This window comes from Janthinobacterium sp. JF4, from assembly GCF_059617925.1.
The window spans coordinates 64,243-87,525 of the sequence record NZ_JCAQAV010000008.1 but is presented as its reverse complement, the minus strand read 5'-3'; the positions used below and the strand labels follow the sequence as shown (position 1 = coordinate 87,525).

Below are 23,283 nucleotides of genomic sequence, written 5' to 3'. Positions count from 1 at the left end.
GATAGCGGCTATCGCTGCACCAGCGCCTTGGCGGCCGCGCTGACCTGGTCGCGCAGCCATTTGTGCTCGGGCGCCTGGTGCACGCGCTGGTGCCACAACTGGTAAAAGCGCATCGGTGGGAACTTCAATGGCACGGTATACGTTTTCAGCGGCAGCGTCTTTTCATAGAAGCGCATGAATTGCCGGCCCGTGGTGAGCACCAGGTCCGTCTGCGTCAGCATGTAGGGGATCAGGCCGAAATACGCCGATTCCACCACCACGTTGCGCTGCAGGTTTTGCCGTTCGAGGAAGGAATCGATCACGCCGTGATAACCGGGCATCATGGGTGACGGCGCCACGTGGGGCAGGCTCAGATAGTCATCGAGGGTCATGGCATCGCTGGCCGTGCGCCGCGCATAGGCGTTTTCCGCATGCATGGCGCAGATGATGGGGTCTTCGAACAGCTTCGAAATGTGCAGGTGCGCGGGCGGCTCGTCCCAGTTGGCGATGACCAGGTCCAGTCCCCCATCGGAAAGCTGGCGGATATGGTCGATGCCCGGTCCCAGGCTGTGCAGCACGACGCGGCTTTTCGGCGAACCGCGGCGCAGCAGGGCCACCACGTTGGGCAGGAACTGGCTGTCCAGGTAGTCGGGCGCGGCGATATGGAAGGTGCGCGCTTCTTCCTGCGCCACGAACGGCGTCTTCTTGACGAACAGGCTTTCCGTCTGGTCGAGGATGCGCTTGGCCGGATTGAGCAGGCTTTCGCCATGCTGGGTCGGCACCATGCCGCGCGCGCCGCGCACCAGCAGCGGGTCGCCCGTCAGTTCGCGCAGCTTGCGCAGGGAGGCGGAAATCGAGGGTTGCGGCTGATTGAGTTTCAGCGCCACGCGCGAGACATTCTTTTCCACCAGCAGCAGGTAGAGGATGCGGATCAGGTGCAGATCGAGGTGTTGCGGCAGGCTGGACATGTGGCGGCGCCTCTGTTGTATATCGATTTGAATATGTCAAATATACGATATTTTTCATGTGGTGGGCGGTAAATCCGTTTATCTTGTGTAGATTGGCACGAATATTGGTTCGGTCTGACTAGAGGAAATTTATGGAAGTATTTGCCTACCTGATCCCGTATGGCCTGGAGTGGCTGAACCTGATCGTCCGCTGGCTGCACGTCATCACGGGCATCGCCTGGATCGGTGCTTCCTTTTATTTTGTCTGGCTCGACAACTCGATCCGCCCGCCCGCGCCCGGCTCCGAGCTGGCGAAGAAGGGCGTGTCGGGGCAATTGTGGGCCGTGCATGGCGGCGGTTTCTACAACCCGCAAAAATACCTGGTGGCGCCCGCAGAACTGCCGAAGGAACTGCATTGGTTCAAGTGGGAGGCGTATTCGACCTGGCTGTCCGGCTTTGCGCTGCTGACGATTGCCTATTACTTCAATGCGCAGGCCATGATGATCGACAAGGCCGTGGCCGATCTCTCCAGCGGGCAGGCCATCGGCATCGGCATCGCCACCCTCGTCATCGGCTGGACCGTGTACGACCTGCTGTGCCGCTCGAAGCTGGCGCAATATGAACTGTGGTTCGGCGCGACCGTGTTCGCGCTGATCGTCGGCGCCGCGTATGTGCTCACGCATTTGCTCAGCGGGCGCGCCGCCTACATCCACGTGGGCGCCATGATCGGCACCATCATGGTGGCCAATGTGCTGATGCTGATCATTCCCGGCCAGCGCAAGATGGTCGAGGCCATGGCCGCCGGCAAGCTGCCCGATCCCAGGCACGGCCTGAAGGCCAAGCAGCGCAGCGTGCACAACAATTATTTTACCTTGCCCGTGCTGTTCATCATGATCAGCAACCACTACGCGATGACCTACCGCAACGATCACGCCTGGCTGGTGCTGGCGCTGATCATGGCGGCCGGCGTCTTCATCCGCCACTTCTTCAACCTGCGCCACAAGGGCCGTGTCGAGTGGCGCTATCCGGCCATCGGCGTGGCCCTGCTGCTGGCCGTAGCTATCGCCATCGCGCCGAAAGCGCCCGTGGCGGCCGCGCCTGCGGTGGACCCTGCCGCGCAGTTCAAGCGCGCGCATGCCATCATCGCCCAGCGCTGCGCCACCTGCCATTCGGCCCAGCCCACGCAAGCCGGTTTCGCCACGGCGCCGGCCGGTATGATGCTCGATAATGAAACGCAAATCCGCCAGCACGCGGCGCAAATCTACAAGCAGGCTATCGAATTGAAGGCCATGCCGATCGGGAACCTGACCAATATGACGGAGGCCGAGCGCAGCGAATTGGGCGCCTGGCTGCAACAGACCATGCAAGGAGCAAAATGACGACGCACGCAGAAAAAATCACGGCCTGGATCGACGAACACTTCGACGAAGAAGTCGCCTTTTTACAGCAGGTGGTGCGGCAGCCGACGGATACGCCGCCCGGCAACAACGCGCCGCATGCGGAACTGGTGGCGCAGCTGCTGCAGGCGTATGGCTGGAACGCCGAAAAGCACGCGGTGCCAGCGGACCAGGTCGAGGCCTATGGCATGCAGAGCATCACCAACCTGATCGTGCGCCGTCCGTATGCCGCGGGCGGGCCGACGGTGGCCCTGAATGCGCATGGCGACGTGGTGCCGCCCGGCGACAACTGGTCGTATCCGCCGTATGGCGGCCAGATCGACGGCGGCTATATGTATGGCCGCGCGACGGCCGTCTCGAAAGGCGATTTCGCCACCTATGTCTTTGCCGCGCGCGCCCTGGAAGCGCTGGGTATTCCCTTGAAGGGCCAGCTTGAGCTGCACTTTACCTACGACGAGGAATTCGGCGGCTTGCTGGGGCCCGGCTGGCTGCTGGAGCAGCAGCTGACGAAGCCCGATTTCGTCATCGCCGCCGGTTTCAGCTACGGCATCGTCACGGCGCATAACGCCTGCCTGCAGCTGGAAATCACCGTGCACGGCAAGTCGGGCCACGGCGCCATGCCGGAGACGGGGCACGACGCGCTGCAGGCGGCCAACAAGATCCTCAATGCCATCTACGGCCAGCTGCCGGAGCTGAAGAAGATCAAATCCAGGGTGGCCGGCATCGATTCGCCCACCATGCTGGTAGGCCGCATCGACGGCGGCACGAATACCAATGTGGTGCCGGGCAAGGTGGTCATGAAGATGGACCGGCGCATGATCCCGGAAGAAGACCCGGTGGCGGTGGAAGCGCAGGTGCGCGCGCTGATCGAGGACGCCGTGCGCGGCGAGCCTGGCATTCGCATCGAGATCCGCCGCCTGCTGCTGTCGCACGCGCTGCGACCCTTGCCCGGCTCCGAGCAACTGGTTGGCAGCCTGCAGAAAAATGCGCAAGCCATCCTCGGTGAGACGATTCCCGCCGTCGGCACGCCCCTGTATGCGGATGCGCGCCTGTATGGCGAACGGGGCATCCCCGCCGTGCTGTATGGCGCCGGCCCGCGCACGGTGCCCGAATCGAATGCGAAGAAGGCCGACGAACGCCTGGCGCTCGATGATTTGCGCAAGGCCAGCAAGATCGTCGCCTTGACCCTGCTGGACTTCCTGGCCGCTTGACAGGGCGGTGGCTACTCCTGGCGCATCCGGTAAGATGCATGCCTGGAGAATCGTGGAGGCAGCATGGGTGTGACTGGCAAGAGGACGATAAGGGAACTGGCGGCCGACCTGGCCGCCGGCCGCATCACCAGCGTGGCGCTGACAGGGCAGATGCTGGCGCGCGCCGAGGCGCACCGGGCGCAGGGCGGCCATGCCTATGTCAGCCTCGATGGCGAACAGGCGCTGATGGAAGCGCGGGCCAGCGATGCGGCGCGCGCGGCCGGTATCGTTGCCTCGCCGCTGGCCGGTGTGCCCATCTCGATCAAGGACTTGTTCGACGTCAGGGGCCAGGTCAGCAGCGCCGCCTCGCTGGCGCTGGCCGACGCGCCACCCGCCGCAGCCGATGCTGGGGCCGTGGCGCGCCTGCGCGCGGCCGGCGCCATCCTGCTGGGCCACACCAACATGAGCGAATTCGCGTTTTCCGGCCTGGGCTTGAATCCCCACTACGGCACGCCGCGCAACCCGCACGACCGCGCGCGCGTGGCGGGCGGCTCCACTTCGGGCGGCGCCGTGACGGTGGCGTTGGCGATGGCGGCCGGCGCGCTGGGCACGGACACGGGCGGTTCGATCCGCATCCCGTCCGCCTTTTGCGGCCTGACGGGCTTCAAGCCGACGGCCGCTTCCGTGTCGCTGGCGGGCACGCTGCCTTTGTCGCGTTCCCTCGATTCGGCCGGGCCCATCGCCCACAGCGTCGATTGCTGCGCCATATTGTATGCAGCGCTGTCGGGCCATGACATCGGCGCGCAGGCGCCGGCACTGAAAGGCTTGCGCTTCGGCTTTACCACCGATTACGTAGGCGCTGATGTCGAGCCGCAGGTGCAACAGGCTTTCGACGCCGCGCTGGACAAGCTGCGGCAAGCCGGCGCGCAGGTAGAGCAGTTCGGTTTCCCCGAATTGCTGGAACTGCCGACGATCAATGGCGGCGGTGGCCTGGTGGCGGCGGAAGCGTGGCACTGGCATCGCGCACTGTTGGGTGAAAAGGGGGCGCAGTATGACCAGCGCGTGGCGGCGCGCATCCGCCGCGGCCAGCAACTGGGCGCGGCCGACTACATCGACCTGCTCGATGCGCGCGCGCGCCTGATCGCCATCGCCCGGCAGCGCCTGGCGCCGTTCGACGCCTGGCTGATGCCCAGCGTGGCGGTTCTCGCGCCGCACGTCGCAACGCTGGAGGCGGACGACGCCACCTTCTTTGCCACGAATGGCCTGGTGCTGCGCAACGCCAGCGTGATCAATTTCCTCGACGGCTGCGCGCTGTCGCTGCCGTGCCATGCCGATGGCGACCTGCCCGTGGGGCTGGGCATCTGCGGCCTGGCCGGCGCGGACGATACAGTGCTGCAAATCGGCCGCGCCGTGGAGGCGCTGTTGCGGGGCGTGCAAAAGAATAATGCCGTAGTGCAGGAAAATGCCAACTCTGTCATGATGGCTGGCATTGACATGGGATAGTCGCGCTTTGCTGCGCCGGCAAACTTCACACTGTGCACCGATACGACCTGATTAGCTGTCATGACTGCGGCGTGCTGTACCGCAAACGTCCGCTGCGTCCCCGCGAAAAGGCGCGCTGCATCCGCTGCCGCTCGGTGCTGTATCGGGGCGCCCACGCGCGGGGTGCCTCGGCCGAATTGACCAAGGTGGTGGCGCTGACCTTGGGCGCCGCCCTGGTCTTCCTGATCGCGCAGTTTTTCCCCATCGTCGAACTCGACGTCAATGGCCTCACTTCCAGCGCCACCTTGCTCGGTTCCATCCGCGTGCTGTGGTCCGAGCAGATGCACATCGTGGCGACGATGGTCTTTTTGTTTACCATACTCTTTCCCGCCATCGAACTCGGTTCGCTGCTGTATGTGGCGCTGGGCCTGCGCGGCGGCGTCAAGGTGCCGGGCTTCAACCGCGTGCTGCGCGCCGTGCAGACGGCGCGCGAATGGGGCATGACGGAGGTGCTGATGATCGGCATCCTGATCACCGTCGTCAAGATGACCAGCCTGGCCACGGTGCTGCCGCAACCGGGCTTGTTCGCGTTTGGCGCGCTGACCCTGATGCTGGCCATCGTCGTCTCGTTCGACCCGAAGGCCCTGTGGAACCTGGGCGACGACCTGACCCGGCAAGCGCTGCCCGGCATCCGCTACAAGGCCTTCGCGCCGGGCGAGAAGGTGCTGCCCTGCCACGCCTGCGGCCTGGTGGCGCCGCCGCTGGGCAAGGGCAGGCACCTGGCCTGCGTGCGCTGCGGCACTGCCCTGCACGTGCGCAAGCCGGACAGCATCAACCGCACCTGGGCCTTGCTGATCGCCGCCATGATTCTCTACATTCCTGCCAATCTGCTGCCTGTGATGGTGACGTATTCCCTGTTTGGCGCACAAAACGACACCATCATGAGCGGCGTGGTGCTGTTCTGGACCAGCGGCTCGAAGGGCCTGGCCATCATCATTTTCATCGCCAGTGTGGTCGTGCCCATGCTCAAGCTGGGCGTGCTGGCGCTGCTGGCCTTCACCGCGCAGCGGCGTTCGCGCTGGCGGCCGCGCCAGCGCACCATCTTGTACCGCATGGTCGAATTCATCGGCCGCTGGTCCATGCTCGACATCTTTGTCGTTACCTTGACGGTGGCACTGGTGCGCTTCAAGTCGCTGGCCGTGATCACGGCCGGTCCCGGCGCGCTGGCCTTTGGCGCCGTGGTGGTGCTGACCATGCTGGCGGCGATGCAGTTCGACCCGCGCCTGATCTGGGACCCCGTCGATGGGCAGGTGCCTGGCGAGGAAGAACCCGTGGTGGTGGCAAATACCGGAAACAATACAGTGATTGGAGAACAGCATGTCTGACAACGAAGCGGGCGGCCTTGCCGAAACAGGTGGCCGTCCATTGCCGGAACCCGATGTGGAACAGGGCAGCCGCTGGCTGCCGTCGCTGGTCTGGCTCATTCCGTTGCTGGCCGCGCTGATCGGCGCCGGCCTGGCCGCCAAGTCCATCCTTGACCAGGGACCCACGGTGACGGTCAGCTTCAATAGCGCCGAAGGCCTGGAGCCGGGCAAGACCAAGGTCAAGTACAAGGATGTCGATATCGGCCAGGTGCGCGCCATCACCCTGGGCGAGGACTTGAGCAAGGTGCTGGTGACGATCGACATGAGCAAGGAGGCGCGCCGCTTCGCCACCGCCGATTCGCGCTTCTGGGTGGTGCGTCCGCAGATCGGCGCCAGCGGCGTGACGGGGCTGGGTACCTTGCTGTCGGGCGCCTACATCGGCGTCGACACGGGCAAGTCGGAAGCCAAAAAGGAGAACTTCGCCGGCATGGAAAATCCGCCCGCCGTGGCCGGCGACCAGAAGGGCAAGCTGTATACCCTGCATGCGGACAGTCTCGGTTCCGTCGACGTGGGCTCGCCCCTGTTCTTCCACCGCCTGCGCGTGGGCAAGGTGGTCAGCTTCGCGCTGGACAAGGATGGCAACGGCATCACCATGTCGGTCTTCGTGAACGCGCCGTATGACCAGTTCGTCGGCAAGAATGCGCGCTGGTGGCATGCCAGCGGCGTCGACGTGCGCCTCGATTCCAACGGCTTCAAGCTGAATACGCAGTCGCTGGCCGCCATGCTGGTGGGCGGCATCGCCTTCGAGGCGGAAAATGGCCGCAAGCCCGAAGAACCGGCGCCGGCCGGCACCAATTACCGCCTGGCGGCCGACGAGGCCAGCGCCATGCGCGAGCCCGATGGTGAAGCCATTACCACCGTATTCTATTTCGACCAGTCCCTGCGCGGCTTGCAGCCCGGCGCCACGGTGGACTTCCGCGGCATCGTGCTGGGCGAGGTGCGTTCGGTGGGCATCGAGTTCGACCCGGTGAAGAAGAACTTCCGCATGCCTGTCACCGTCAACCTGTACCCGGCCCGCCTGGGCATGCGCTTCAAGACGGCCGTCGACGATGCGGAAGGCTCGGCCGGCCACCAGCTGCTCGAACGCATGGTCAGCCGTGGCTTGCGCGCCCAGCTGCGCACGGGTAACCTGCTGACCAGCCAGCTGTACATCGCGCTGGACTTCTTCCCGAAAGCGCCGAAGGTGGCGCTGGAGCTGAACAAGTATCCGCTGGAAGTGCCGACCGTGCCGAATACCCTCGACGAACTGCAGACGCAGATCGCCAGCATCGCCCGCAAGCTCGATCAGGTGCCGTATGCGGAAATCGGCAATAACCTGAATGCCACCATCAAGCAGGCCAATACCCTGTTCAAGCAGCTCGATGGCCAGGTGGTGCCGGAAATGCGCGATACCCTGACGGCGGCGAAACAGACCTTTGGCACGGCCGAACAGGTGCTGCAACAGGATTCGCCGCTGCAGTCGGACGTGCGCCAGGCATTGCAGCAGCTGACGCAAACCCTGCAATCGCTGAACGCGCTGTCGGATTACCTGGAACGTCATCCCGAGTCCCTGATCCGCGGTAAAAAAGGAGATGAGAAAAAATGAAGCAGCCAATTTTTGCGCTTTTGATGACAGCCATCCTGCTGGGTGCCTGCTCCACGCCCCAGCCCGAGCATTTCTATACGCTCAGCGGCGGCGCCGACGCGCAGCCGGCCAAGCCCGTGAAATACTATGTCGAGGTGCTGGCCGTCAGCGTGCCGCAGCAGGTGAGCCGCAACCAGTTTGTCGTGACGGCGCCATCGGGACGCATCGAATTGCTGGAGCAGCAGCGCTGGGCGGGGCCGCTGGCCGGCGAGATCGGCCAGGCCCTGTCGACGGCCGTGACGAACGACCTGGGCGCCATCGACGTGTTCCGCACGCCGCATCCCGATAACCTGCCCGTGTACCGCATCAGCACCAATGTGCAGCGTTTCGAGTCCGTGATGGGCCAGTATGCGCTGATCGACGCCGTGTGGAGCGTGCGCCAGCTGGCCAGCAACAAGGTGGTCACCTGCCGCACGATCGCCAATGAAAAGGTGGGCGCCGGCTACGATGAACTGGTGCTGGGGCACCGGCGCGCCGTCGCCCGCATCGCCGCCGATACGGCGAGCGTGGTGCGCACTTTTGACAGCGGCAACGCCGCCTGCCCGGCCGCCTGAGCCGCTTTGCGCTACCCAGTCCCGGCGGCCGCTGGTAAAATGCGGCCATGGGAATGACCTTGTTCACGCGCCGCTTTGCCGCCTGGATCGCCTGCTTTGCGATCCTGCTGGCGGCGCTCGCGCCATCGATTTCCCAGGCCGTCGCCAACGCCAAGCAGGAAGCGGGCTCCGGCTGGGCGGAAATCTGCTCGGTGGCCGGCATCCGTTTTGTCCAGCTTGTCCAGGCCGATGATGGCGCCGCCGATGAAAAATCCGGCGGCAAGGCCATGCAGATGGAGCATTGCGCCTTCTGTTCCACGCATGCGGGTTCCGTCGGCCTGCCGCCGGCCAGCCCCATGCTGCCGCTGCCCGTCGCCATCGGCACGGCGATTTTCCCGGCCCTGTACTACCAGTCCCCATCCCCACTATTCATCTGGTCCACCGCGCAGTCGCGCGCGCCGCCAAATCTCGCCTAAGTTGCTTTGCTTTTTCAATGCTGGCGCTGTCCACCTTGCGGTGTGACGCGCAGCATCCGCACACTTATACGAGAATCACATGAACAAGAAATCATTGGTGCTGGCCGTCGCCATCGCCCTGGCATATCCGTGCGCACAGGCGCAGCAACTTGGCCACGCCGACCAAGCCATCGACACCGTCGTCGTTTCCGGCTCGCGCGCGCAGGCGTGGCTGTCCGAGACGCCACAGGCCATCGGCGTCGTCAATGCCAAAACGCTGGAACGCGACAAACCCAAGACCATGGGCGATATCCTCAACCGCATCGCCGGCGTGTACTGGAATGACCTGGGCAACGAGCAGCACAGCATGAGCATCCGCCAGCCCATCGGCACGAATGCCGTCTACCAGTACCTGGAAGACGGCATCCCCATCCGTCCGCTGGGCGTCTTCAATCACAACTCGCTCAACGAGATGAACATGGCGGGGGCCAGCGGCGTGGAAGTGGTGAAGGGCGCCGCGTCGTCGCTGTATGGCAGCAATGCCGTCGGCGGCGCCGTCAATTTCCTCACGGCCGGCGCCAGCGCCACGCCCACGGCCAAGGTGGGCGTGCGACGCGACAGCGTGGCCGGCTTCACCCGCTACGACACGTCCGCCAGCGATACCTGGGGCCCGCTGGGACTGCGCTTTTCCCATTACAGCTCGCGCCGTTCGCGCGACAACTGGCAAGAGTACAGCTATGGCGACAAGGATTCGTTTTCGCTGCGCGCCGACTATGCGCTCAGCCCCACCTCGCAGCTGCGCGCCACCCTCGTCCACACGGATCTCGATGCGGCCATGACGGGCAGCCTGTTCGAGAACGATTACCGCAGCCATCGCGGCAAGAGCCTGAACACGTTCACCTACCGCAAGGACAAGACCACGCGCATGAATCTGGCGTGGGAGGGCGCGACGACGGCCCATGGCACCAGCACCGTCACCGTGTTTACGCGCAAAAATGACCATGGGCAGATTCCCGCGTACTCGATCGGCAGCTGCGCAGGCATGCTGTGCAAGGGCGTCATCAACAACAACCACGTCGATTCGCTGGGGCTGGACGTGAAGCACCAGCAGGAATTCGCGTGGCTGCGTTCGCGCCTGATTGCCGGCGTCTACGTGGACAAGAGCGACAATCCCTTTGTCAGCGATAACCTGTCCATCGTGCGCGATGCCGCCACGGGCCGCTACCTGCGCTACACGCTGTCCAATGCGTCCAATCCGCAGGGCGTGCGCGACTACCGGACGGACATTCTGAACACGGCCGTCTTCGCGCAATGGGAATTTTCTCCGCTGGCGGGCACGCGCGTGGTGCTGGGCGGACGCTCGGACGCCATCCGCTACGACTACCACAACAGGCTGGCACCGGGCGGCAGCGTCAATTATGGCGCGCCCGACGAGTCGCGCCGCTTTTCGCACGTCAGCCCGAAGCTGGGCGCCACCTACGCCATCGGCCATGCGGGCAGCGCGTATGCGAACGTCAGCCAGGGTTTTACGCCACCCGAGGTGAGCCAGCTGTATGGCAAGACGGGCATCGCCGACCTGCAGCCGTCCGTCTACAACAACTATGAACTGGGCTTGCGCTGGGCCTTCCTGCAGGGACGATTGAAACTCGACACGGCCCTGTACCGCCTCGACGGGCGCGACACCATCGTCAGCTATACGCTCTCGCCGGGCAACAGCGAAAACCGCAATGCGGGACGCACGCGCAGCGAGGGCCTGGAGTTGGGCCTGAATTACGACAGCGGCCCGTTCGACGCGCGCTTCGCCACGGCCATCGCGCGCCACCGCTACCTGCGCTACCAGCTCTCCAGTACCCTCGATTACAGCGGCCGCACCATGCCGCAGGCGCCGCGCGACATCACCTCGATCGAGATCGGCTACCAGCCCGTGGCCGGCGCGCGTATCGCACTCGAAGCCGTGCACCAGGGCCGCTACTGGATGAACAACGCCAACACGGTGGAGTACCAGGGCCACGCGCTGCTGAACCTGCGCGCCAGCTACCAGCTTGCGCGGGGCCTGGAAGCGTGGGCGCAGGTGCGCAATGTGGCCGATAAACGCTATGCCGATTCGGCCAGCAGCAGTTACGCCGGCGTGGGCAGCTATGCGCCGAACAGCCAGAATCAGTACACGCCCGGTGCGCCGCGCAGCGTGATGCTGGGCCTGGGTTATACCTTCAACGCACTGTGAGGATGGCCATGGACGATCACACCTTTCTCATCGCTCGCCGTAAAAGCCTGTACTGGCGCATCCACTTCTGGGCTGCGCTGATCGCCTCGCCGTTTGCGCTGGTGGCCACCCTGACGGGCATTTTGTATGTGTTTACGCCGCAGATCGAGGCAAGGCTGTACCAGCACCTCGATCACGTGGCGCCGCAAGCGTCCTTGCTGCCGCTGGACGCCGCCGTGGCGGCCGCGGAGCGGACGGCGCCACGTGGCTGGACGGTGCAGCACGTGGTGCCGCCGTTTCAACAGGACGACGCGGTGCAGGTGGCGTTCGCGCCGCCCGGCGGCGCGCAGGATGAACATGCAGGCCATGGCGCACATGCCGCGCCGGCCACGCCAGCCAGGCCGAAGTTCGGCCTGCCCGCGCAAGCCATCATCTTCTACGTGAATCCGTATGACGCGCGCGTACTGGGCAGCCTGGCCAGCAGTGAGCGCTTCGGCAACTGGGCGAAAAAGCTGCATTCGCGGCTGCTGCAAAATGATGGCTGGCGCTGGATGATCGAGCTGGCCGCCAGCTGGCTGATGGTCATGCTGGTGACTGGCGTGGTGCTGTGGTGGCCGCGCGGCGCGCAATCGGGCTTGCCGAAGCGGGGCGCGCGGGGGCGCAACGGCTGGCGCCAGTGGCATGCTTTTCTCGGCGTGGTACTCGGCGTCGTCAGCGTGGTGATCCTGACGACGGGGCTGACGTGGAGTCAGCAGGCGGGCGGGCGCATCCGCGCGCTGCGCGACGTCAGCGGCCAGGCTCCGCCGCCCGTGCCGCGTGGTCTGCATTCGCGCGAGGAAGGTGCTCCGCTCGACTGGCAGGGCGCCTGGCAGGTGGCGCGCAGCCACGCGCCCGCCATCGCCGTGCAGCTGACGGCGCCGGCCAGCCAGGACGATGTGTGGCGCGCCACCATGGCCGACCGCAGTCAGCCCACCTTGCGCTTCGACCTGCAATTCGATGCCTACAGCGGCAAGCCCCTGTATTACGCGGGGTGGGAGGCGCAGACGGCGTTCGGCAAGGCCACCGCCATCGGCATCCCGTTCCATCGGGGCGAATTCGGCTGGTGGAATCAGGCGCTGTTACTCCTGTTCGGCGCCAGCGTGCTGTTCTCGCTGGTATCGGGCTGGGTGATGTTTTTCAAGCGGCGCCTGCCAGGTTCGCTGGGCTTGCCCCGGCTGCTGCCAGGCGCCTGGACCTCGCCTTCCGCGCTGGCCTGGCTGGTGGTGGCCGCCATGTGCGCGCTGATGCCGCTGCTGTTCGTTTCTGGCGGCATGCTGATGCTGCTGGAACTGCTCCTGGCGAAATGTGGCGCGCGTATCGGCAGGATGCGTCTGCGCTAGAATAAGGGGCGCGGCCAGGCTCGTTGCCATGGGCCGCCCCCTTGTACTGGTTGACGCATGTTATTCATCGACTTTCCCGCCCTGTCCGCACTGGCCGCCACGTCGGCGCTGGTGACAAGAAAATGCAGTTGCTGCACCGTCCCGCTGGACGCATGGCAGCGTCTTCCCACTTCGCTGCAGCTGGACCGCTTCGAAGAAATCGGCACCCTGCGTGAAGATCCGTACGAGGAGCCGACGTTTGCCGAATACCATCCGCGCGGCACGCACTACGACAGCGCGGACGCGCCCATCGCGCCGCGCTACTATCCCGCGAATCTGAGCCAGGTGGCCCGCTGCCTGGACTGCGGCCGCCACTATCTGCGCTACAACGAGGCGGGCGGCTATTTTACGGAGCTGCGCATCCGCGCGCTGCGTCCCGAATTGCTGGTCGACGCCGCCCTCTAGCTGCTACAGGCTTTCCTTGACGTGCGCGATGCCGTGTTCATCGTAGATCGAGTACACGGCGGCGAGGAGGCTGTCCAGTTCCGGCGAGCGGTCCATATGCCGCATGCTGAATAAAATGGGCGAGAACGCATGCTTGTCGTCCAGCTTGCGGTACACGACGTTCCGGTGATGCATGGCTTGCACGCTTTCCGGCACGATGGAAATGCCCTGGCCGGCCGCCACCAGTCCCATGGAAATCTGCAGCTCGCGCACTTCCGTGACGGGGCCGGGCGTGACATTGCCTTCGCTGAACATGCCCAGCACCTGGTCGGCAAAGCTGGGGCGGGGTGCTTTCGGATATACGAGCAGGGTTTCGTGGATCAGGTCAGTCAGGCGCAATCCGCCTTCCCCCATGGCCAGTCGGTGGCCGGGCGGCAGGGCCACCACCAGCCGCTCTTCGCGCAGCAGGATGCGGCGGATGCTGGGGTCTTCGCTTTTCAGGCGCCCGAAACCCACGTCGATGCGGCCTTCCTTCAGGGCCTTGAGTTGCTGCACCGTCGTCATTTCATGCAGGCTCACGTCGACCTCGGGATGGCGCTCGCAAAAACGGTGCACGATGTCGGGCAATTCCCCATACAGGGTCGAGGCGACAAAGCCGATCGACAGGGTGCGTTCCAGTTTGCCCACGCGCTGCGTCATCGCCTGCAGGTCGCGCACCTGGTCGAGCAGGGGCCGCGCATGGGCGAGGAAAAACTCGCCCGCCTCCGTCAGCCGCAAGGGACGCGAGCCCTTTTCGATCAGCGTCACGCCCAGGATTTCTTCCAGCTGCTGCATCTGCCGGCTCAGCGGCGGCTGCGCGATGTGCAGGCGCGCGGCGGCCCGCGTGAAGTTCCTTTCCTCCGCGACCGCAACGAAGTAGCGCAAGTGCCGTAATTCCATCTTCATACCTTTCAGGTATAGGTTTGATACCAACTCGGTGTTGGACGTGGGGAGATTCGGGGCATATCGTGTCACCACTCCACAGAATTATACGGAATAAATATGATTCAAAATATCGAGACCTACCTGGTCGATGTGCCAACCATCCGCCCGCACCGGATGTCCGTCGCGACCATGCATACGCAGACGCTGGTGCTGGTGCGGCTGCGTTGCGCCGACGGCATCACCGGCTGGGGCGAAGCGACCACCATCGGCGGCTTGGGCTATGGCGGCGAAAGCCCGGAAAGCATCAAGACGAATATCGATACCTATATCGCGCCGCTGCTGGTGGGCATGGAAGCGAGCGAGGTCGCCAAGGCGATGGCCAAGGTGCGCAAGGTCATCCAGGGCAACCGCTTCGCCAAGTGCGCGATCGAGACGGCGCTGCTGGACGCGCAGGCGCGCCGCCTGAACGTGCCGCTGTCGGAATTGCTGGGCGGCCGGGTGCGCGATGCGCTGCCCGTAGCCTGGGTGCTGGCCAGCGGCGACACCGCGCGCGATATCGCCGAAGGGGAAAAAATGCTGGACTTGCGCCGCCACCGCATCTTCAAGCTGAAGATCGGCCTGCGTGACGTGATGGATGACGTGGCCCACGTGCTGGAGATCAAGCGGGCGCTGGGCGAACGGGCCAGCGTGCGCGTCGATGTCAACCAGGCCTGGAGCGAGACGGATGCCGTGCGCGGCATCGCTGCGCTGGAAGCGGGCGGCATCGACCTGATCGAGCAACCCGTGAAGGCGGGCAACCGCGCCGCGCTGGCGCGCCTGAAGCAGCGCTTCGACGTGGCCATCATGGCCGACGAAGCCTTGCACGGTCCCGCCGATGCGCTGGCGCTGGCCCAGGCCGACGCGGCCGACGTGTATGCCGTAAAAATCACGCAGTCGGGCGGCTTGCTGCCCGCGCTGGAAGTGGCCACCGTGGCGCGCCTGGCCGGCGTGGGCCTGTACGGCGGCACCATGCTCGAAGGCGGCGTCGGCACGGCCGCCACGGCCCACGTCTGCGCCACGTTTGCCGAACTGGCCTGGGGCACGGAGCTGTTCGGCCCACTGCTGCTGACGCAGGAAGTCTTGCGCGAGCCGCTCGTGTACCGCGACTTCATGCTGCAGGTGCCGACGGGCCCGGGCCTGGGCGTCGAGATCGATATGGACAAGCTGCATTCCATGCAGCGTCAATAAGGAGAAATCATGTTATTCCATGTACGCATGAACGTGAACCTGCCATTGAGCATGCCGGCCGAACAGGCGGCGCAGCTCAAGCAAACGGAAAAGGCACTGGCCCAGCGCCTGCAGCACGAGGGCAAGTGGCGCCACCTGTGGCGCATCGCCGGGCAGTACTCCAACGTCAGCGTCTTCGACGTCGATAGCATCGACGAGCTGCATGATTTGCTGACCTCGCTGCCGCTATTCCCCTACATGCAGATCGACGTGATGCCGCTGTGCCGCCATCCCTCGTCGGTGCGCGACGGCGATGCCTGAGGAGAGATGCAATGATAGGCAACGACACTGTCATGCATACGTTCCGCGTGGACGCTAGCCGCATGCATTTCCGCACGGATGGCGAGCGCAGCAAGCCTTGCCTGGTCCTGTCGAATTCCCTCGGCACCGACCTGTCGATGTGGGATGCGCAAGCGGCCGCTCTGGCCGGCGACTTTTTTGTCGTGCGCTACGACACGCGCGGCCATGGCCAGTCGGCCAGCGGCGGCGCGCCGTTCGGCATCGAGCGGCTGGGCCTGGACGTGGTGGCGCTGCTCGACCACCTCGATATCGCCCGCGCCGCCTTCTGCGGCATTTCCATGGGCGGCTTGACGGGTCAGTGGCTGGGCATACACCAGCCGCAGCGCCTGACGCGGCTCGTGCTGGCGAATACGGCGGCGCGCATCGGCGGCGCCGCGCCGTGGCAGTTGCGGGCGGAGCAAGTGCGCCGCGACGGCATGGCCGCGGTGGCCGGGAGCGCTGCCGCGCGCTGGTTCACGCCGCAGTTTATCGAACGCGAAGCAGGCACGGTGGCGCGCCTGGCCGGCATCTTGCGCGGCCAGGATGCCGGCGGCTACGCGGCCTGCTGCGACATGCTGGCCCGGGCGGACTTGCACGCCGGCGTCGGCACGATCGCCGTGCCGACCCTGGTCATCGCGGGCAAGCACGATCCCGTCACCACCATCGACGACGGGCGCTGGCTGCAGCAGCAGATTGCGGGCGCCCGCCTGGCAAGCCTGCCTGCCTCGCATATCTCGAACATCGAGGCGGCGGACTTGTTTACAGAGCAGTTGCGGAATTTTTTAGTGTGAGGCTTGCTGTAGCGTATCGGTACGGCAGGAATGTGGTTTTCCCCTGAGCACCGCGACCGGCTGGTCCGGCATGCGGCAGGGGAAGCTTTCTTGAAAAATAATAATAAGAAAAGCAGACTTGGAGTAGACGGATGGAAAACAGATTGATCATTATCGCTGCGGTCACGGTGGGCTATTTTGCCCTCATGTCGTACATTACGTATAGCGTGCGCAAGCATGCCAACAGCGCCGAGGGCATGACGGCGGGCGGGCGCAACTATCCCGCCTTCCTGATCGGCGCGCTGCTGCTGTCGGAATTCATCGGCAGTTCCGTCAGCATCGGCACGGCCCAGAAGGGCTATGAACTGGGCATTTCCGCCGCCTGGAATCTGGTGGCGCTGTCGCTGGGCTTCTTGCTGCTGGCCATCGTGCTGGTCAAAAAATACAAGGAAAGCGGGCAGTCGACGATTTCCGGCATCCTGGCGCAAACGTATGGCGAACCCGTGCGCTATGCGGCATCGATCCTCACCATCGTCGCGCTGAGCATCGTTGCCGTGGCCCTGTACGCGAGCGGCGGTGCCGTGCTGGCGGCCGTGCTGCACATCAATAAAACCGTGGCCATTTTGCTGGTGGGGGCCATCACCGTGATGTATGTCAGCCTGGGCGGCATGCGCTCGGTGGTGTACACCAATTTCGCCCACTCCATCGTCAAGTACCTGGGCGTGATCCTGGCGCTGGCGTATGCGCTGGAAGCGACGGGCGGCATCGGCGCGCTGCAGGCGCAGCTGCCGGCCAAGATGTTCAACTGGGTCGAGATCGGCTGGGGCCAGATCATCGCCTGGATGATCGGCGGCATCGGTTCCATCTTCGCCACGCAATACGTGATCCAGGCCCTCGTCAGCACGGACAACCCGGCCGTGGCCAAGCGCGCCTGCTATTACGTGTCGTCGCTGATGATCCCGTTCGGCCTGATGGCGGCCCTGATCGGCATGTGCAGCGCCGTGCTGTATCCGGGCATGAAGTCGATCGACGCGTTTCCGACCCTGATCGCCCACATGCCGGCGTTTTCCGCCAGCATCATGATCGTCGGCCTGGCCGGCGCCCTGTTCGGCGGCATTTCCGCCACCACCCTGGCATCGGCCACCCTGGCCATGAAGGATTTTTATGATCCCTGGTACAACAAGGCGAAGAACGACGCGAAATCGCTGATGTTCCTGCGCATCGCCATCGTCGTGGCCGGCTTGCTGCCGCTGGTGCTGGCGCTGTATGCGGAAAAGCTGCTGATGATCGCCTTCCTCGGCAAGGCCTTGCGCGCCACCCTGGCCGTGCTGGTGCTGATGGCCTTCTATGCGCCGAAGTTCGGCACGCCGCGCGGCGCCTTCGTTGGCGTGATCGTCTCCGTGATCGCCACCATCGGCTGGTTCCTGGCGGGCAATCCGTACGGTGTCGACAGTTCCTACCTGGCGCTGGCCGGCCCGCTGCTGACCATGGGCATCAGCCACCTGTTCAAGCCGGCGCAAGCGGTGGCCAAGCCGGCATCGTCGCCGCGGCTGTAGCTTGCCCCAACCCTCAGACCAGCCCCGTCAGGTAATAGATGGCAATGACGAGGAACACGGCCACCGTCTTGATGACGGTGATGCCGAAAATGTCGCGGTAGGACTGGCGGTGCGTGAGGCCCGTGACGGCCAGCAGGGTGATCACGGCGCCATTGTGCGGCAAGGTATCCATGCCGCCGCTGGCCATGGCCACCACGCGGTGCATGACTTCGAGCGGAATGTGCGCCTGCTGCGCCGCCTGGATGAAACTGTCCGACATGGCCGCCAGCGCGATGCTCATGCCGCCCGATGCCGAGCCCGTGATGCCGGCCAGGGTCGTTACGGACACGGCTGCGTTGACGAGGGGATCGGGCACGCTGCGCAAGGTGTTGCTGACGGCAAGGAAACCGGGCAGGGCCGCGATGACGCCGCCGAAGCCATATTCGGACGCCGTATTCATGGCCGCCAGCAGCGCGCCGCCCACGGCCGCCTTGGTGCCTTCGGCAAAGGCGGCGCGAATGCGCCCGAAGGCGGTAATGCACACGAGCAAGATGCCCAGCAACAAGGCACCTTCCACGGCCCAGATACCGGTCACGGCGCCTATCGACGTCGACACGGGCGCATGCAAGCCGGGCAGGGCCTCGGCGGTGAGCACATAGCTGTCGCCATACCAGTGGGGAATCAGCTTGGTCAGCGCAAAGTTGGCCACGCCCACCAGCACCAAGGGCGCCACCGACAGCAGCGGATGGGGCAGGTCGCCACCGCCGGTCCTGGCCTGTTCCGCTTCCACTCCATAGCCTTCGCCCGTCGCCATGACGGAACGGCGGCGCCATTCCAGGAAAGCCAGCCCCATGATCACCGTCAGCACGGCACCGATGGTGCCCAGCCATGGCGCGGCCCAGCCGGTCGTGTTGAAGAAGGTGGTGGGAATGATGTTCTGGATTTGCGGCGTGCCGGGCAGGGTATCCATGGTGAACGAGAACGCGCCCAGGGCAATGGCGCCCGGCATCAGCCGTTTGGGGATATTGCTCTGGCGATACAGCTCGGCCGCGAACGGATAGACGGCGAACACCACCACGAACAGCGACACGCCGCCATAGGTCAGGGCCGCACAGACTGCGACGATGACGGCATTCGCGCGCGCACTGCCGATGTAGCGGATGGCGGCCACGACGATGGACTGGGAAAAGCCGGATAGCTCGATGAGTTTACCGAACACGGCGCCGAGCAAAAAGACGGGGAAATACAGTTTGATGAAGCCCACCATCTTTTCCATGAAGATGCCGCTGAACACGGCCGGTACGGCAGACGCATCGGTCAGCAGCACGGCACCGAGCGCGGCGACGGGGGCAAACAGGATCACGCTGTAGCCGCGGTAGGCGGCCAGCATGAGGAAGGCCAGTGCAGCCAGAACTATCAGGAAAGACATAAGACCGTACCCTTGCGCGATGGAAGTGTTCAATTAATCAATTGTTCAATTAATATCATACTTCCCGGCAACACGCCAACGCGTGGGTCAAGGTGGCAGCAGTTGATGCAGGCGCAGCAAGGAATAAAGGACTGGTCGGGGTGAGAGGATTCGAACCTCCGGCCTCTGCGTCCCGAACGCAGCGCTCTACCAGGCTGAGCCACACCCCGCATACTGGTATTACAGCAGATGGCGGGGCGGGTTTCAAGCGGCTGCGTCAAAGCTTATTTCTTTTCCTGCTGGGCCTTTTTGATATCCGCTTCGCTGACTTTTTTCGCCGGTGCATTTGTCGCCGGCGACGTCGGCGCCTTGCGGGTGGCGTTCGCTTGCGCCATGACGGCGGCGCAGTCCGTGTCGGGGGCTTTGTCGACGTTGACCAGCGGCAGCAGGGCGGCCAGCGGCGTGACGATGGTGGCCAGGGCCACGGCGGCGCCCGCTTTCAGGGCCAGCGGGCCTTTTTGCGGGCCTACGTCCGGATTCTTGAACGTGCCTTTCGCATACAGCGGCGTGCGCAGGGTGATGATGCGGGCGCCCTTGGTACGGGGGCGCACGTCGAGGTTCAGGGTTTCGTTTGCCAGGTTGACGTTGCCCGTGACATTCACGACGGCCGTGTCCGTGTCGAGCACGAAGCGGCGCACGTTTGCCTGGCCATTCGTGACGGCGAAGTCGCTGGCCAGGCAGTTCAGGTGGACTTGCTTGTCACCAAAGATTTTCACGAAGACGGCATTGGCCAGGTTCAGCCCTGCCAGTTCCAGCATGAACTGGCTGACGGAGCCTTCGCTGACGGTGGCCGCCAGTTCGCCGTTCGCGCTGGCCAGCATGGCCGAGACGGAGTTGCCATGGCCCGTCAGCGCCGCGTCGCCATACACTTCGCCGAAACTCGCTTGCATCGATTGCAGCTTGGGAAACAGTTCGCGAATTTTGAGATGGCGCGCCGCCACCTTGGCTTGCGCGGCGATGGTCTTTTGACGGCCATCGAGCGTGATGTTCGAGGTGATGTCGCCACCGGCCATGCCGAAGTTGAGCGGCGTCAAACTCAGCACCTTGTCTTTCAGGTGAATGTTGGCAACGACGTCGTTGAATGGAATGTCATGCGTGCGCACCAGTTTCTTGCCCGTAAACTTCACGTCGGCGTCGAGCGCATTCCATTTGGCCGTGTTGAACTGTTCCACGGGCAAGGTTTTATTCTCGGGTTGCACGGGCGCCTTGCCGCGCGCCTGTTTCTGCGCATTGCTGTCGGCGCCGATGCTGGGGCCCAGGTCTTCCAGGCGCAGCTGCTGCGACGTCACTTCGCCGCGCAGCAAGGGACGCGGCTGGCGCGGCAAGTACTGCAGGGTGCCGGCCAGGTCGCTCCTACCCACCGTGCCCTTGAAGTTTTGATAGGTCCAGGTCCAGCTGGCGCCGTCCTTCTTGCCCAGCAGGCGGCCCCTGGTGGCGTAGTCCGGCGTTTCCGGCAGCAGCACGCCCGTCAGCGGATACAGGTCGGCCATGCTGGCGCCGGCCAGGCTCAGCTGCAGGTCGATGCCGGACAGCGAGCGCGGGTCCTTCAAGGTGCCGTCGATGCTGGCCTTGTTCTTGCCCAGCACGGCATGCGCCTGCACGGGATACACGGTGTTGTTGTCGGTCAATGACAGCACGGCGCCCGCCTTGCCGCCGCCCGTCACGGGCGCCTTGCGGTAGGTGCCGCCCAGGGTGAAGGCGATGCCGTATCTCTGCACGGGCGCGCTGCCTGGCGCGTCACCGGGCATGGCGTCGGGCGCCGTCGAGCTGACCTTGGCGCGCACGTCGAGCGCGATGCCCTCGTCGAGGTAGCGGATGGCGCCGTCGCCGAAGGCCATGCGCTGGATTTCCACGTCCCATGCCGACGGGCCGTTGTCCTTCAAGGTCCAGCTGTTGCTGCCATCGGCGCGCCGCTGCAGGGCAATATTGGGAGAGTCGAGCGCCAGGTCCGTCAGCACCAGCCTGTGCTGCAACAGGGGCAGCGGATGGATGGCCACGTCGATGCGGCGCGCGCTGGCCAGTTGCGGGCCTGCCGTCGCCCAGTCCGGGTTGCTTATGCGCACGTCCTGGGCACTGATGTGGGGGCGTGGCACGTAGCGGCGCCAGCCTGGCTCCGTCGTCAACCCTCGCTGCCATGTGACTTGCAGGTCGCCGCCGATGACGAAGCTGCGGCCCGTGCTTTCCGACACTTTTTCGTTGATGTAGGGGCGGGCGCGGTTCCAGTCGAAGGTCAGCACGAAGATGGCCGCGATGACGATCAGGGCCAGCAGGGCGGCCAGGCTCCAGCCGAGGATTTTCAGGGGTGTCGAGCGTGTCATGGGGATGCCGATCACAGTGATTTTTTCATCAAGGTAGACCGATCGATCACGACAGTCGGTGCGCCAGGTTACGTAAGATACGTAGCCAAGGCGTGTCGCTTGAAATGATTCAATAATTCGACTATCATTGAAATATGGAAAATACAGAGACAATAGCGAGCGAAGCGACATCGCTGACGAATGCTGCCGCCATCGTGGCTCTGGCTGCGCTGGCACAGGAATCGCGGCTGGCCGTATTCCGCCTGCTGGTGCAAGCGGGGCCGCAAGGCATGGCGGCGACGAAAATCGCCGAAGCGCTGGCGATAGCGCCCTCGTCGCTGTCGTTTCACCTGAAGGAGCTGGCGCATGCCAATCTGGTGACGGCGAGCAAGGCGGGCCGCTCCATCATCTACGCGGCCAACTATGCGGGCATGAACGGCTTGCTGGCCTTCTTGACCGAGAACTGCTGCGCTGGCGCGCCTTGCTGCGTCAGTGAACCTAATTGCTGAAGGACATCACGACATGACGATCACGATCTATCACAACACTGCCTGCGGCACCTCGCGCAATACCCTGGCCTTGATCCGCAACACGGGCGTCGAGCCCATCATCATCGACTACGTCAAGCATCCGCCTTCGCGCGAGGAACTGGTCGACCTGATCGCCCGTGCCGGCCTGACCGTGCGCGCCGTGATGCGCGACAAGGGCGCCCTGTACGACGAGCTGGGCCTGGCCAATCCTGAACTGAGCGATGCGGCCCTGCTCGATGCCATGCAAGCCCATCCTATTTTGATCAACCGCCCCATCGTCGTCACGGAACTGGGCGTGCGCCTGTGCCGGCCATCGGAAAAAGTGCTGGACATCCTGCCGCTGCCGCAGCAAGGGGCATTCGTCAAGGAAGACGGCCAGGCCGTGGTGGGCGCCGACGGCAAGCCGGTGGTCTGACATGGAGGATTTACCGAACATCAGCGCCGCGCACCTGGACTTGCCCAGCCTGGATAAATTGGCGCCGGCGCAGGTGTCCACGCATGCGCCGCGCATCCTGCTGCTGTACGGTTCCTTGCGCGAGCGCTCGTACAGCAAGCTGCTGACCCTGGAAGCGGAGCGTATCCTGCGCCACTTCGGCGCCGACACGCGCGTGTTCGATCCGCACGGCTTGCCCATGGTCGACAGCGTGTCGCCCGAACATCCGAAAGTGCAGGAATTGCGCGCGCTGTCGCTTTGGTCGGAAGGGCAGGTGTGGTGCAGCCCCGAACGCCATGGCGCCGTCACGGGCGTGTTCAAATCGCAGATCGACTGGTTGCCGCTGGAAACGGGCAGCGTGCGGCCGACACAGGGCCGCACCCTGGCCGTGATGCAAGTGTCGGGTGGTTCGCAATCGTTCAATGCCGTCAACGGCTTGCGCGTGCTGGGACGCTGGATGCGCATGGTGACGATCCCGAACCAGTCGTCCGTCGCCAAGGCATACCAGGAATTCGACGATGACGGCCGCATGAAGCCGTCGCCGTACTACGAGCGCCTGGTCGACGTCATGGAGGAACTGTATAAATTCACCTTGCTGGTGCGCGACCGCCGCGATTACCTGGGCAGCCGCTACAGCGAGCGGCTGGAAGCGGCGCCAGCCATCGTGCAGGCATTGGCGGGCGCGGCGATGGAGCACGAGAGCAAGGCATAAAGAAAACGGCGCCAGTGGCGCCGTTTTTCATTA

21 protein-coding genes and 1 tRNA gene are annotated in these 23,283 nt (G+C 64.5%); 17 read left to right on the top strand and 5 right to left on the bottom strand.

Going from position 1 to position 23,283, the window contains the following annotated elements; all coding sequences use genetic code 11:
* Positions 1–8: 8 nt before the first annotated feature.
* The gene (locus tag AC54AF_RS09975; RefSeq protein WP_131688645.1) at positions 9–947 is read right to left on the bottom strand and encodes a LysR substrate-binding domain-containing protein; all 939 of its coding nucleotides are present in this window, start codon (positions 945–947) and stop codon (positions 9–11) included.
* Positions 948–1,078: 131 nt separating this feature from the next.
* On the opposite strand from AC54AF_RS09975, the gene AC54AF_RS09970 reads away from it, so the two are divergent.
* The 10 genes from AC54AF_RS09970 to AC54AF_RS09925 all read left to right on the top strand — a co-directional run bounded on the left by AC54AF_RS09970 (position 1,079) and on the right by AC54AF_RS09925 (position 13,057).
* On the top strand, positions 1,079–2,305 hold the full coding sequence (locus tag AC54AF_RS09970; RefSeq protein ID WP_496636414.1) for a urate hydroxylase PuuD: 1,227 nt from the start codon (positions 1,079–1,081) through the stop codon (positions 2,303–2,305).
* Positions 2,302–3,534, top strand: coding sequence for a M20/M25/M40 family metallo-hydrolase (locus AC54AF_RS09965; protein WP_496636413.1), 1,233 nt, complete (start codon positions 2,302–2,304; stop codon positions 3,532–3,534). Before AC54AF_RS09970 ends, AC54AF_RS09965 begins: the two co-directional genes overlap by 4 nt.
* Positions 3,535–3,597: 63 nt before the next feature.
* A complete protein-coding gene (locus tag AC54AF_RS09960; RefSeq protein WP_496636412.1) occupies positions 3,598–5,016 on the top strand; it encodes an amidase in 1,419 nt (472 codons plus the stop codon).
* Positions 5,017–5,087: 71 nt separating this feature from the next.
* Entirely contained in the window at positions 5,088–6,380 is a 1,293-nt protein-coding gene (locus AC54AF_RS09955; protein ID WP_496636411.1) for a paraquat-inducible protein A, read from the top strand.
* A complete protein-coding gene (locus AC54AF_RS09950; protein ID WP_496636410.1) occupies positions 6,373–8,004 on the top strand; it encodes a PqiB family protein in 1,632 nt (543 codons plus the stop codon). The genes AC54AF_RS09955 and AC54AF_RS09950 overlap by 8 nt, the downstream gene beginning before the upstream one ends.
* The gene (locus tag AC54AF_RS09945; RefSeq protein WP_496636409.1) at positions 8,001–8,597 is read left to right on the top strand and encodes a PqiC family protein; all 597 of its coding nucleotides are present in this window, start codon (positions 8,001–8,003) and stop codon (positions 8,595–8,597) included. Before AC54AF_RS09950 ends, AC54AF_RS09945 begins: the two co-directional genes overlap by 4 nt.
* Before the next feature lie 47 nt (positions 8,598–8,644).
* A complete protein-coding gene (locus tag AC54AF_RS09940; protein ID WP_496636408.1) occupies positions 8,645–9,052 on the top strand; it encodes a DUF2946 domain-containing protein in 408 nt (135 codons plus the stop codon).
* Between the two features lie 79 nt (positions 9,053–9,131).
* Positions 9,132–11,255, top strand: a complete 2,124-nt coding sequence (locus AC54AF_RS09935; protein ID WP_496636407.1) for a TonB-dependent receptor family protein — start codon at positions 9,132–9,134, stop codon at positions 11,253–11,255.
* Positions 11,256–11,263: 8 nt separating this feature from the next.
* A complete protein-coding gene (locus AC54AF_RS09930) occupies positions 11,264–12,613 on the top strand; it encodes a PepSY-associated TM helix domain-containing protein (protein ID WP_496636406.1) in 1,350 nt (449 codons plus the stop codon).
* A 57-nt stretch (positions 12,614–12,670) separates the two neighbouring features.
* On the top strand, positions 12,671–13,057 hold the full coding sequence (locus tag AC54AF_RS09925) for a hypothetical protein (RefSeq protein ID WP_496636405.1): 387 nt from the start codon (positions 12,671–12,673) through the stop codon (positions 13,055–13,057).
* A 3-nt stretch (positions 13,058–13,060) separates the two neighbouring features.
* Here AC54AF_RS09925 and AC54AF_RS09920 read toward each other — a convergent pair whose 3' ends face one another.
* Positions 13,061–13,975 (bottom strand): LysR family transcriptional regulator, encoded by a 915-nt coding sequence (locus AC54AF_RS09920; protein ID WP_496636404.1) that lies wholly within the window; start codon positions 13,973–13,975, stop codon positions 13,061–13,063.
* A gap of 102 nt (positions 13,976–14,077) precedes the next feature.
* On the opposite strand from AC54AF_RS09920, the gene AC54AF_RS09915 reads away from it, so the two are divergent.
* The 4 genes from AC54AF_RS09915 (at position 14,078) to AC54AF_RS09900 (ending at position 17,831) form a co-directional block, all read left to right on the top strand.
* On the top strand, positions 14,078–15,187 hold the full coding sequence (locus AC54AF_RS09915) for a muconate/chloromuconate family cycloisomerase (RefSeq protein WP_496636403.1): 1,110 nt from the start codon (positions 14,078–14,080) through the stop codon (positions 15,185–15,187).
* A 9-nt stretch (positions 15,188–15,196) separates the two neighbouring features.
* The gene (catC, locus tag AC54AF_RS09910; RefSeq protein ID WP_496636402.1) at positions 15,197–15,487 is read left to right on the top strand and encodes a muconolactone Delta-isomerase; all 291 of its coding nucleotides are present in this window, start codon (positions 15,197–15,199) and stop codon (positions 15,485–15,487) included.
* 11 nt (positions 15,488–15,498) lie between these two features.
* Positions 15,499–16,296 carry a 3-oxoadipate enol-lactonase gene (gene pcaD / locus AC54AF_RS09905; RefSeq protein ID WP_496636401.1) on the top strand — a complete coding sequence of 266 codons (798 nt, stop codon included), beginning with the start codon at positions 15,499–15,501 and terminating at the stop codon, positions 16,294–16,296.
* Positions 16,297–16,427: 131 nt separating this feature from the next.
* A complete protein-coding gene (locus AC54AF_RS09900; protein ID WP_496636400.1) occupies positions 16,428–17,831 on the top strand; it encodes a sodium:solute symporter family protein in 1,404 nt (467 codons plus the stop codon).
* Between the two features lie 13 nt (positions 17,832–17,844).
* Here the strand turns inward: AC54AF_RS09900 and AC54AF_RS09895 are convergent, their stop codons facing one another.
* From AC54AF_RS09895 to AC54AF_RS09885, 3 genes are all read right to left on the bottom strand, one after another.
* The gene (locus AC54AF_RS09895) at positions 17,845–19,239 is read right to left on the bottom strand and encodes a GntP family permease (protein WP_496636399.1); all 1,395 of its coding nucleotides are present in this window, start codon (positions 19,237–19,239) and stop codon (positions 17,845–17,847) included.
* A gap of 132 nt (positions 19,240–19,371) precedes the next feature.
* Positions 19,372–19,448, bottom strand: a tRNA-Pro gene (locus AC54AF_RS09890).
* Positions 19,449–19,502: 54 nt separating this feature from the next.
* Complete coding sequence (locus tag AC54AF_RS09885; protein ID WP_496636398.1) at positions 19,503–21,596, bottom strand: AsmA family protein; 2,094 nt, start codon at positions 21,594–21,596, stop codon at positions 19,503–19,505.
* Between the two features lie 134 nt (positions 21,597–21,730).
* Between AC54AF_RS09885 and AC54AF_RS09880 the strand changes: the two genes are divergently transcribed.
* From AC54AF_RS09880 to arsH, 3 genes are read left to right on the top strand one after another with little or no spacing between them, the layout of a single operon-like run.
* Positions 21,731–22,084 carry an ArsR/SmtB family transcription factor gene (locus AC54AF_RS09880; RefSeq protein WP_496636397.1) on the top strand — a complete coding sequence of 118 codons (354 nt, stop codon included), beginning with the start codon at positions 21,731–21,733 and terminating at the stop codon, positions 22,082–22,084.
* A gap of 13 nt (positions 22,085–22,097) precedes the next feature.
* Positions 22,098–22,520: an arsenate reductase (glutaredoxin) gene (gene arsC, locus AC54AF_RS09875; RefSeq protein ID WP_131688659.1), complete on the top strand. Its 423-nt coding sequence runs from the start codon at positions 22,098–22,100 to the stop codon at positions 22,518–22,520.
* Between the two features lies 1 nt (position 22,521).
* Positions 22,522–23,250 carry an arsenical resistance protein ArsH gene (arsH, locus tag AC54AF_RS09870; RefSeq protein ID WP_131688660.1) on the top strand — a complete coding sequence of 243 codons (729 nt, stop codon included), beginning with the start codon at positions 22,522–22,524 and terminating at the stop codon, positions 23,248–23,250.
* Positions 23,251–23,283 lie beyond the last annotated feature (33 nt).

Excerpts from the sequence above, each read along its gene's own strand:
- arsH (WP_131688660.1), top strand. The coding sequence starts at position 22,522 with ATGGAGGATTTACCGAACATCAGCGCCGCGCACCTGGACTTGCCCAGC.
- AC54AF_RS09970 (WP_496636414.1), top strand. The coding sequence starts at position 1,079 with ATGGAAGTATTTGCCTACCTGATCCCGTATGGCCTGGAGTGGCTGAAC.
- AC54AF_RS09960 (WP_496636412.1), top strand. The coding sequence starts at position 3,598 with ATGGGTGTGACTGGCAAGAGGACGATAAGGGAACTGGCGGCCGACCTG.
- AC54AF_RS09975 (WP_131688645.1), bottom strand. The coding sequence starts at position 947 with ATGTCCAGCCTGCCGCAACACCTCGATCTGCACCTGATCCGCATCCTC.
- catC (WP_496636402.1), top strand. The coding sequence starts at position 15,197 with ATGTTATTCCATGTACGCATGAACGTGAACCTGCCATTGAGCATGCCG.
- AC54AF_RS09885 (WP_496636398.1), bottom strand. The coding sequence starts at position 21,596 with ATGACACGCTCGACACCCCTGAAAATCCTCGGCTGGAGCCTGGCCGCC.
- arsC (WP_131688659.1), top strand. The coding sequence starts at position 22,098 with ATGACGATCACGATCTATCACAACACTGCCTGCGGCACCTCGCGCAAT.
- pcaD (WP_496636401.1), top strand. The coding sequence starts at position 15,499 with ATGATAGGCAACGACACTGTCATGCATACGTTCCGCGTGGACGCTAGC.
- AC54AF_RS09930 (WP_496636406.1), top strand. The coding sequence starts at position 11,264 with ATGGACGATCACACCTTTCTCATCGCTCGCCGTAAAAGCCTGTACTGG.
- AC54AF_RS09945 (WP_496636409.1), top strand. The coding sequence starts at position 8,001 with ATGAAGCAGCCAATTTTTGCGCTTTTGATGACAGCCATCCTGCTGGGT.
- AC54AF_RS09895 (WP_496636399.1), bottom strand. The coding sequence starts at position 19,239 with ATGTCTTTCCTGATAGTTCTGGCTGCACTGGCCTTCCTCATGCTGGCC.
- AC54AF_RS09920 (WP_496636404.1), bottom strand. The coding sequence starts at position 13,975 with ATGGAATTACGGCACTTGCGCTACTTCGTTGCGGTCGCGGAGGAAAGG.
- AC54AF_RS09950 (WP_496636410.1), top strand. The coding sequence starts at position 6,373 with ATGTCTGACAACGAAGCGGGCGGCCTTGCCGAAACAGGTGGCCGTCCA.
- AC54AF_RS09935 (WP_496636407.1), top strand. The coding sequence starts at position 9,132 with ATGAACAAGAAATCATTGGTGCTGGCCGTCGCCATCGCCCTGGCATAT.
- AC54AF_RS09940 (WP_496636408.1), top strand. The coding sequence starts at position 8,645 with ATGGGAATGACCTTGTTCACGCGCCGCTTTGCCGCCTGGATCGCCTGC.
- AC54AF_RS09900 (WP_496636400.1), top strand. The coding sequence starts at position 16,428 with ATGGAAAACAGATTGATCATTATCGCTGCGGTCACGGTGGGCTATTTT.
- AC54AF_RS09915 (WP_496636403.1), top strand. The coding sequence starts at position 14,078 with ATGATTCAAAATATCGAGACCTACCTGGTCGATGTGCCAACCATCCGC.
- AC54AF_RS09880 (WP_496636397.1), top strand. The coding sequence starts at position 21,731 with ATGGAAAATACAGAGACAATAGCGAGCGAAGCGACATCGCTGACGAAT.
- AC54AF_RS09965 (WP_496636413.1), top strand. The coding sequence starts at position 2,302 with ATGACGACGCACGCAGAAAAAATCACGGCCTGGATCGACGAACACTTC.
- AC54AF_RS09925 (WP_496636405.1), top strand. The coding sequence starts at position 12,671 with ATGTTATTCATCGACTTTCCCGCCCTGTCCGCACTGGCCGCCACGTCG.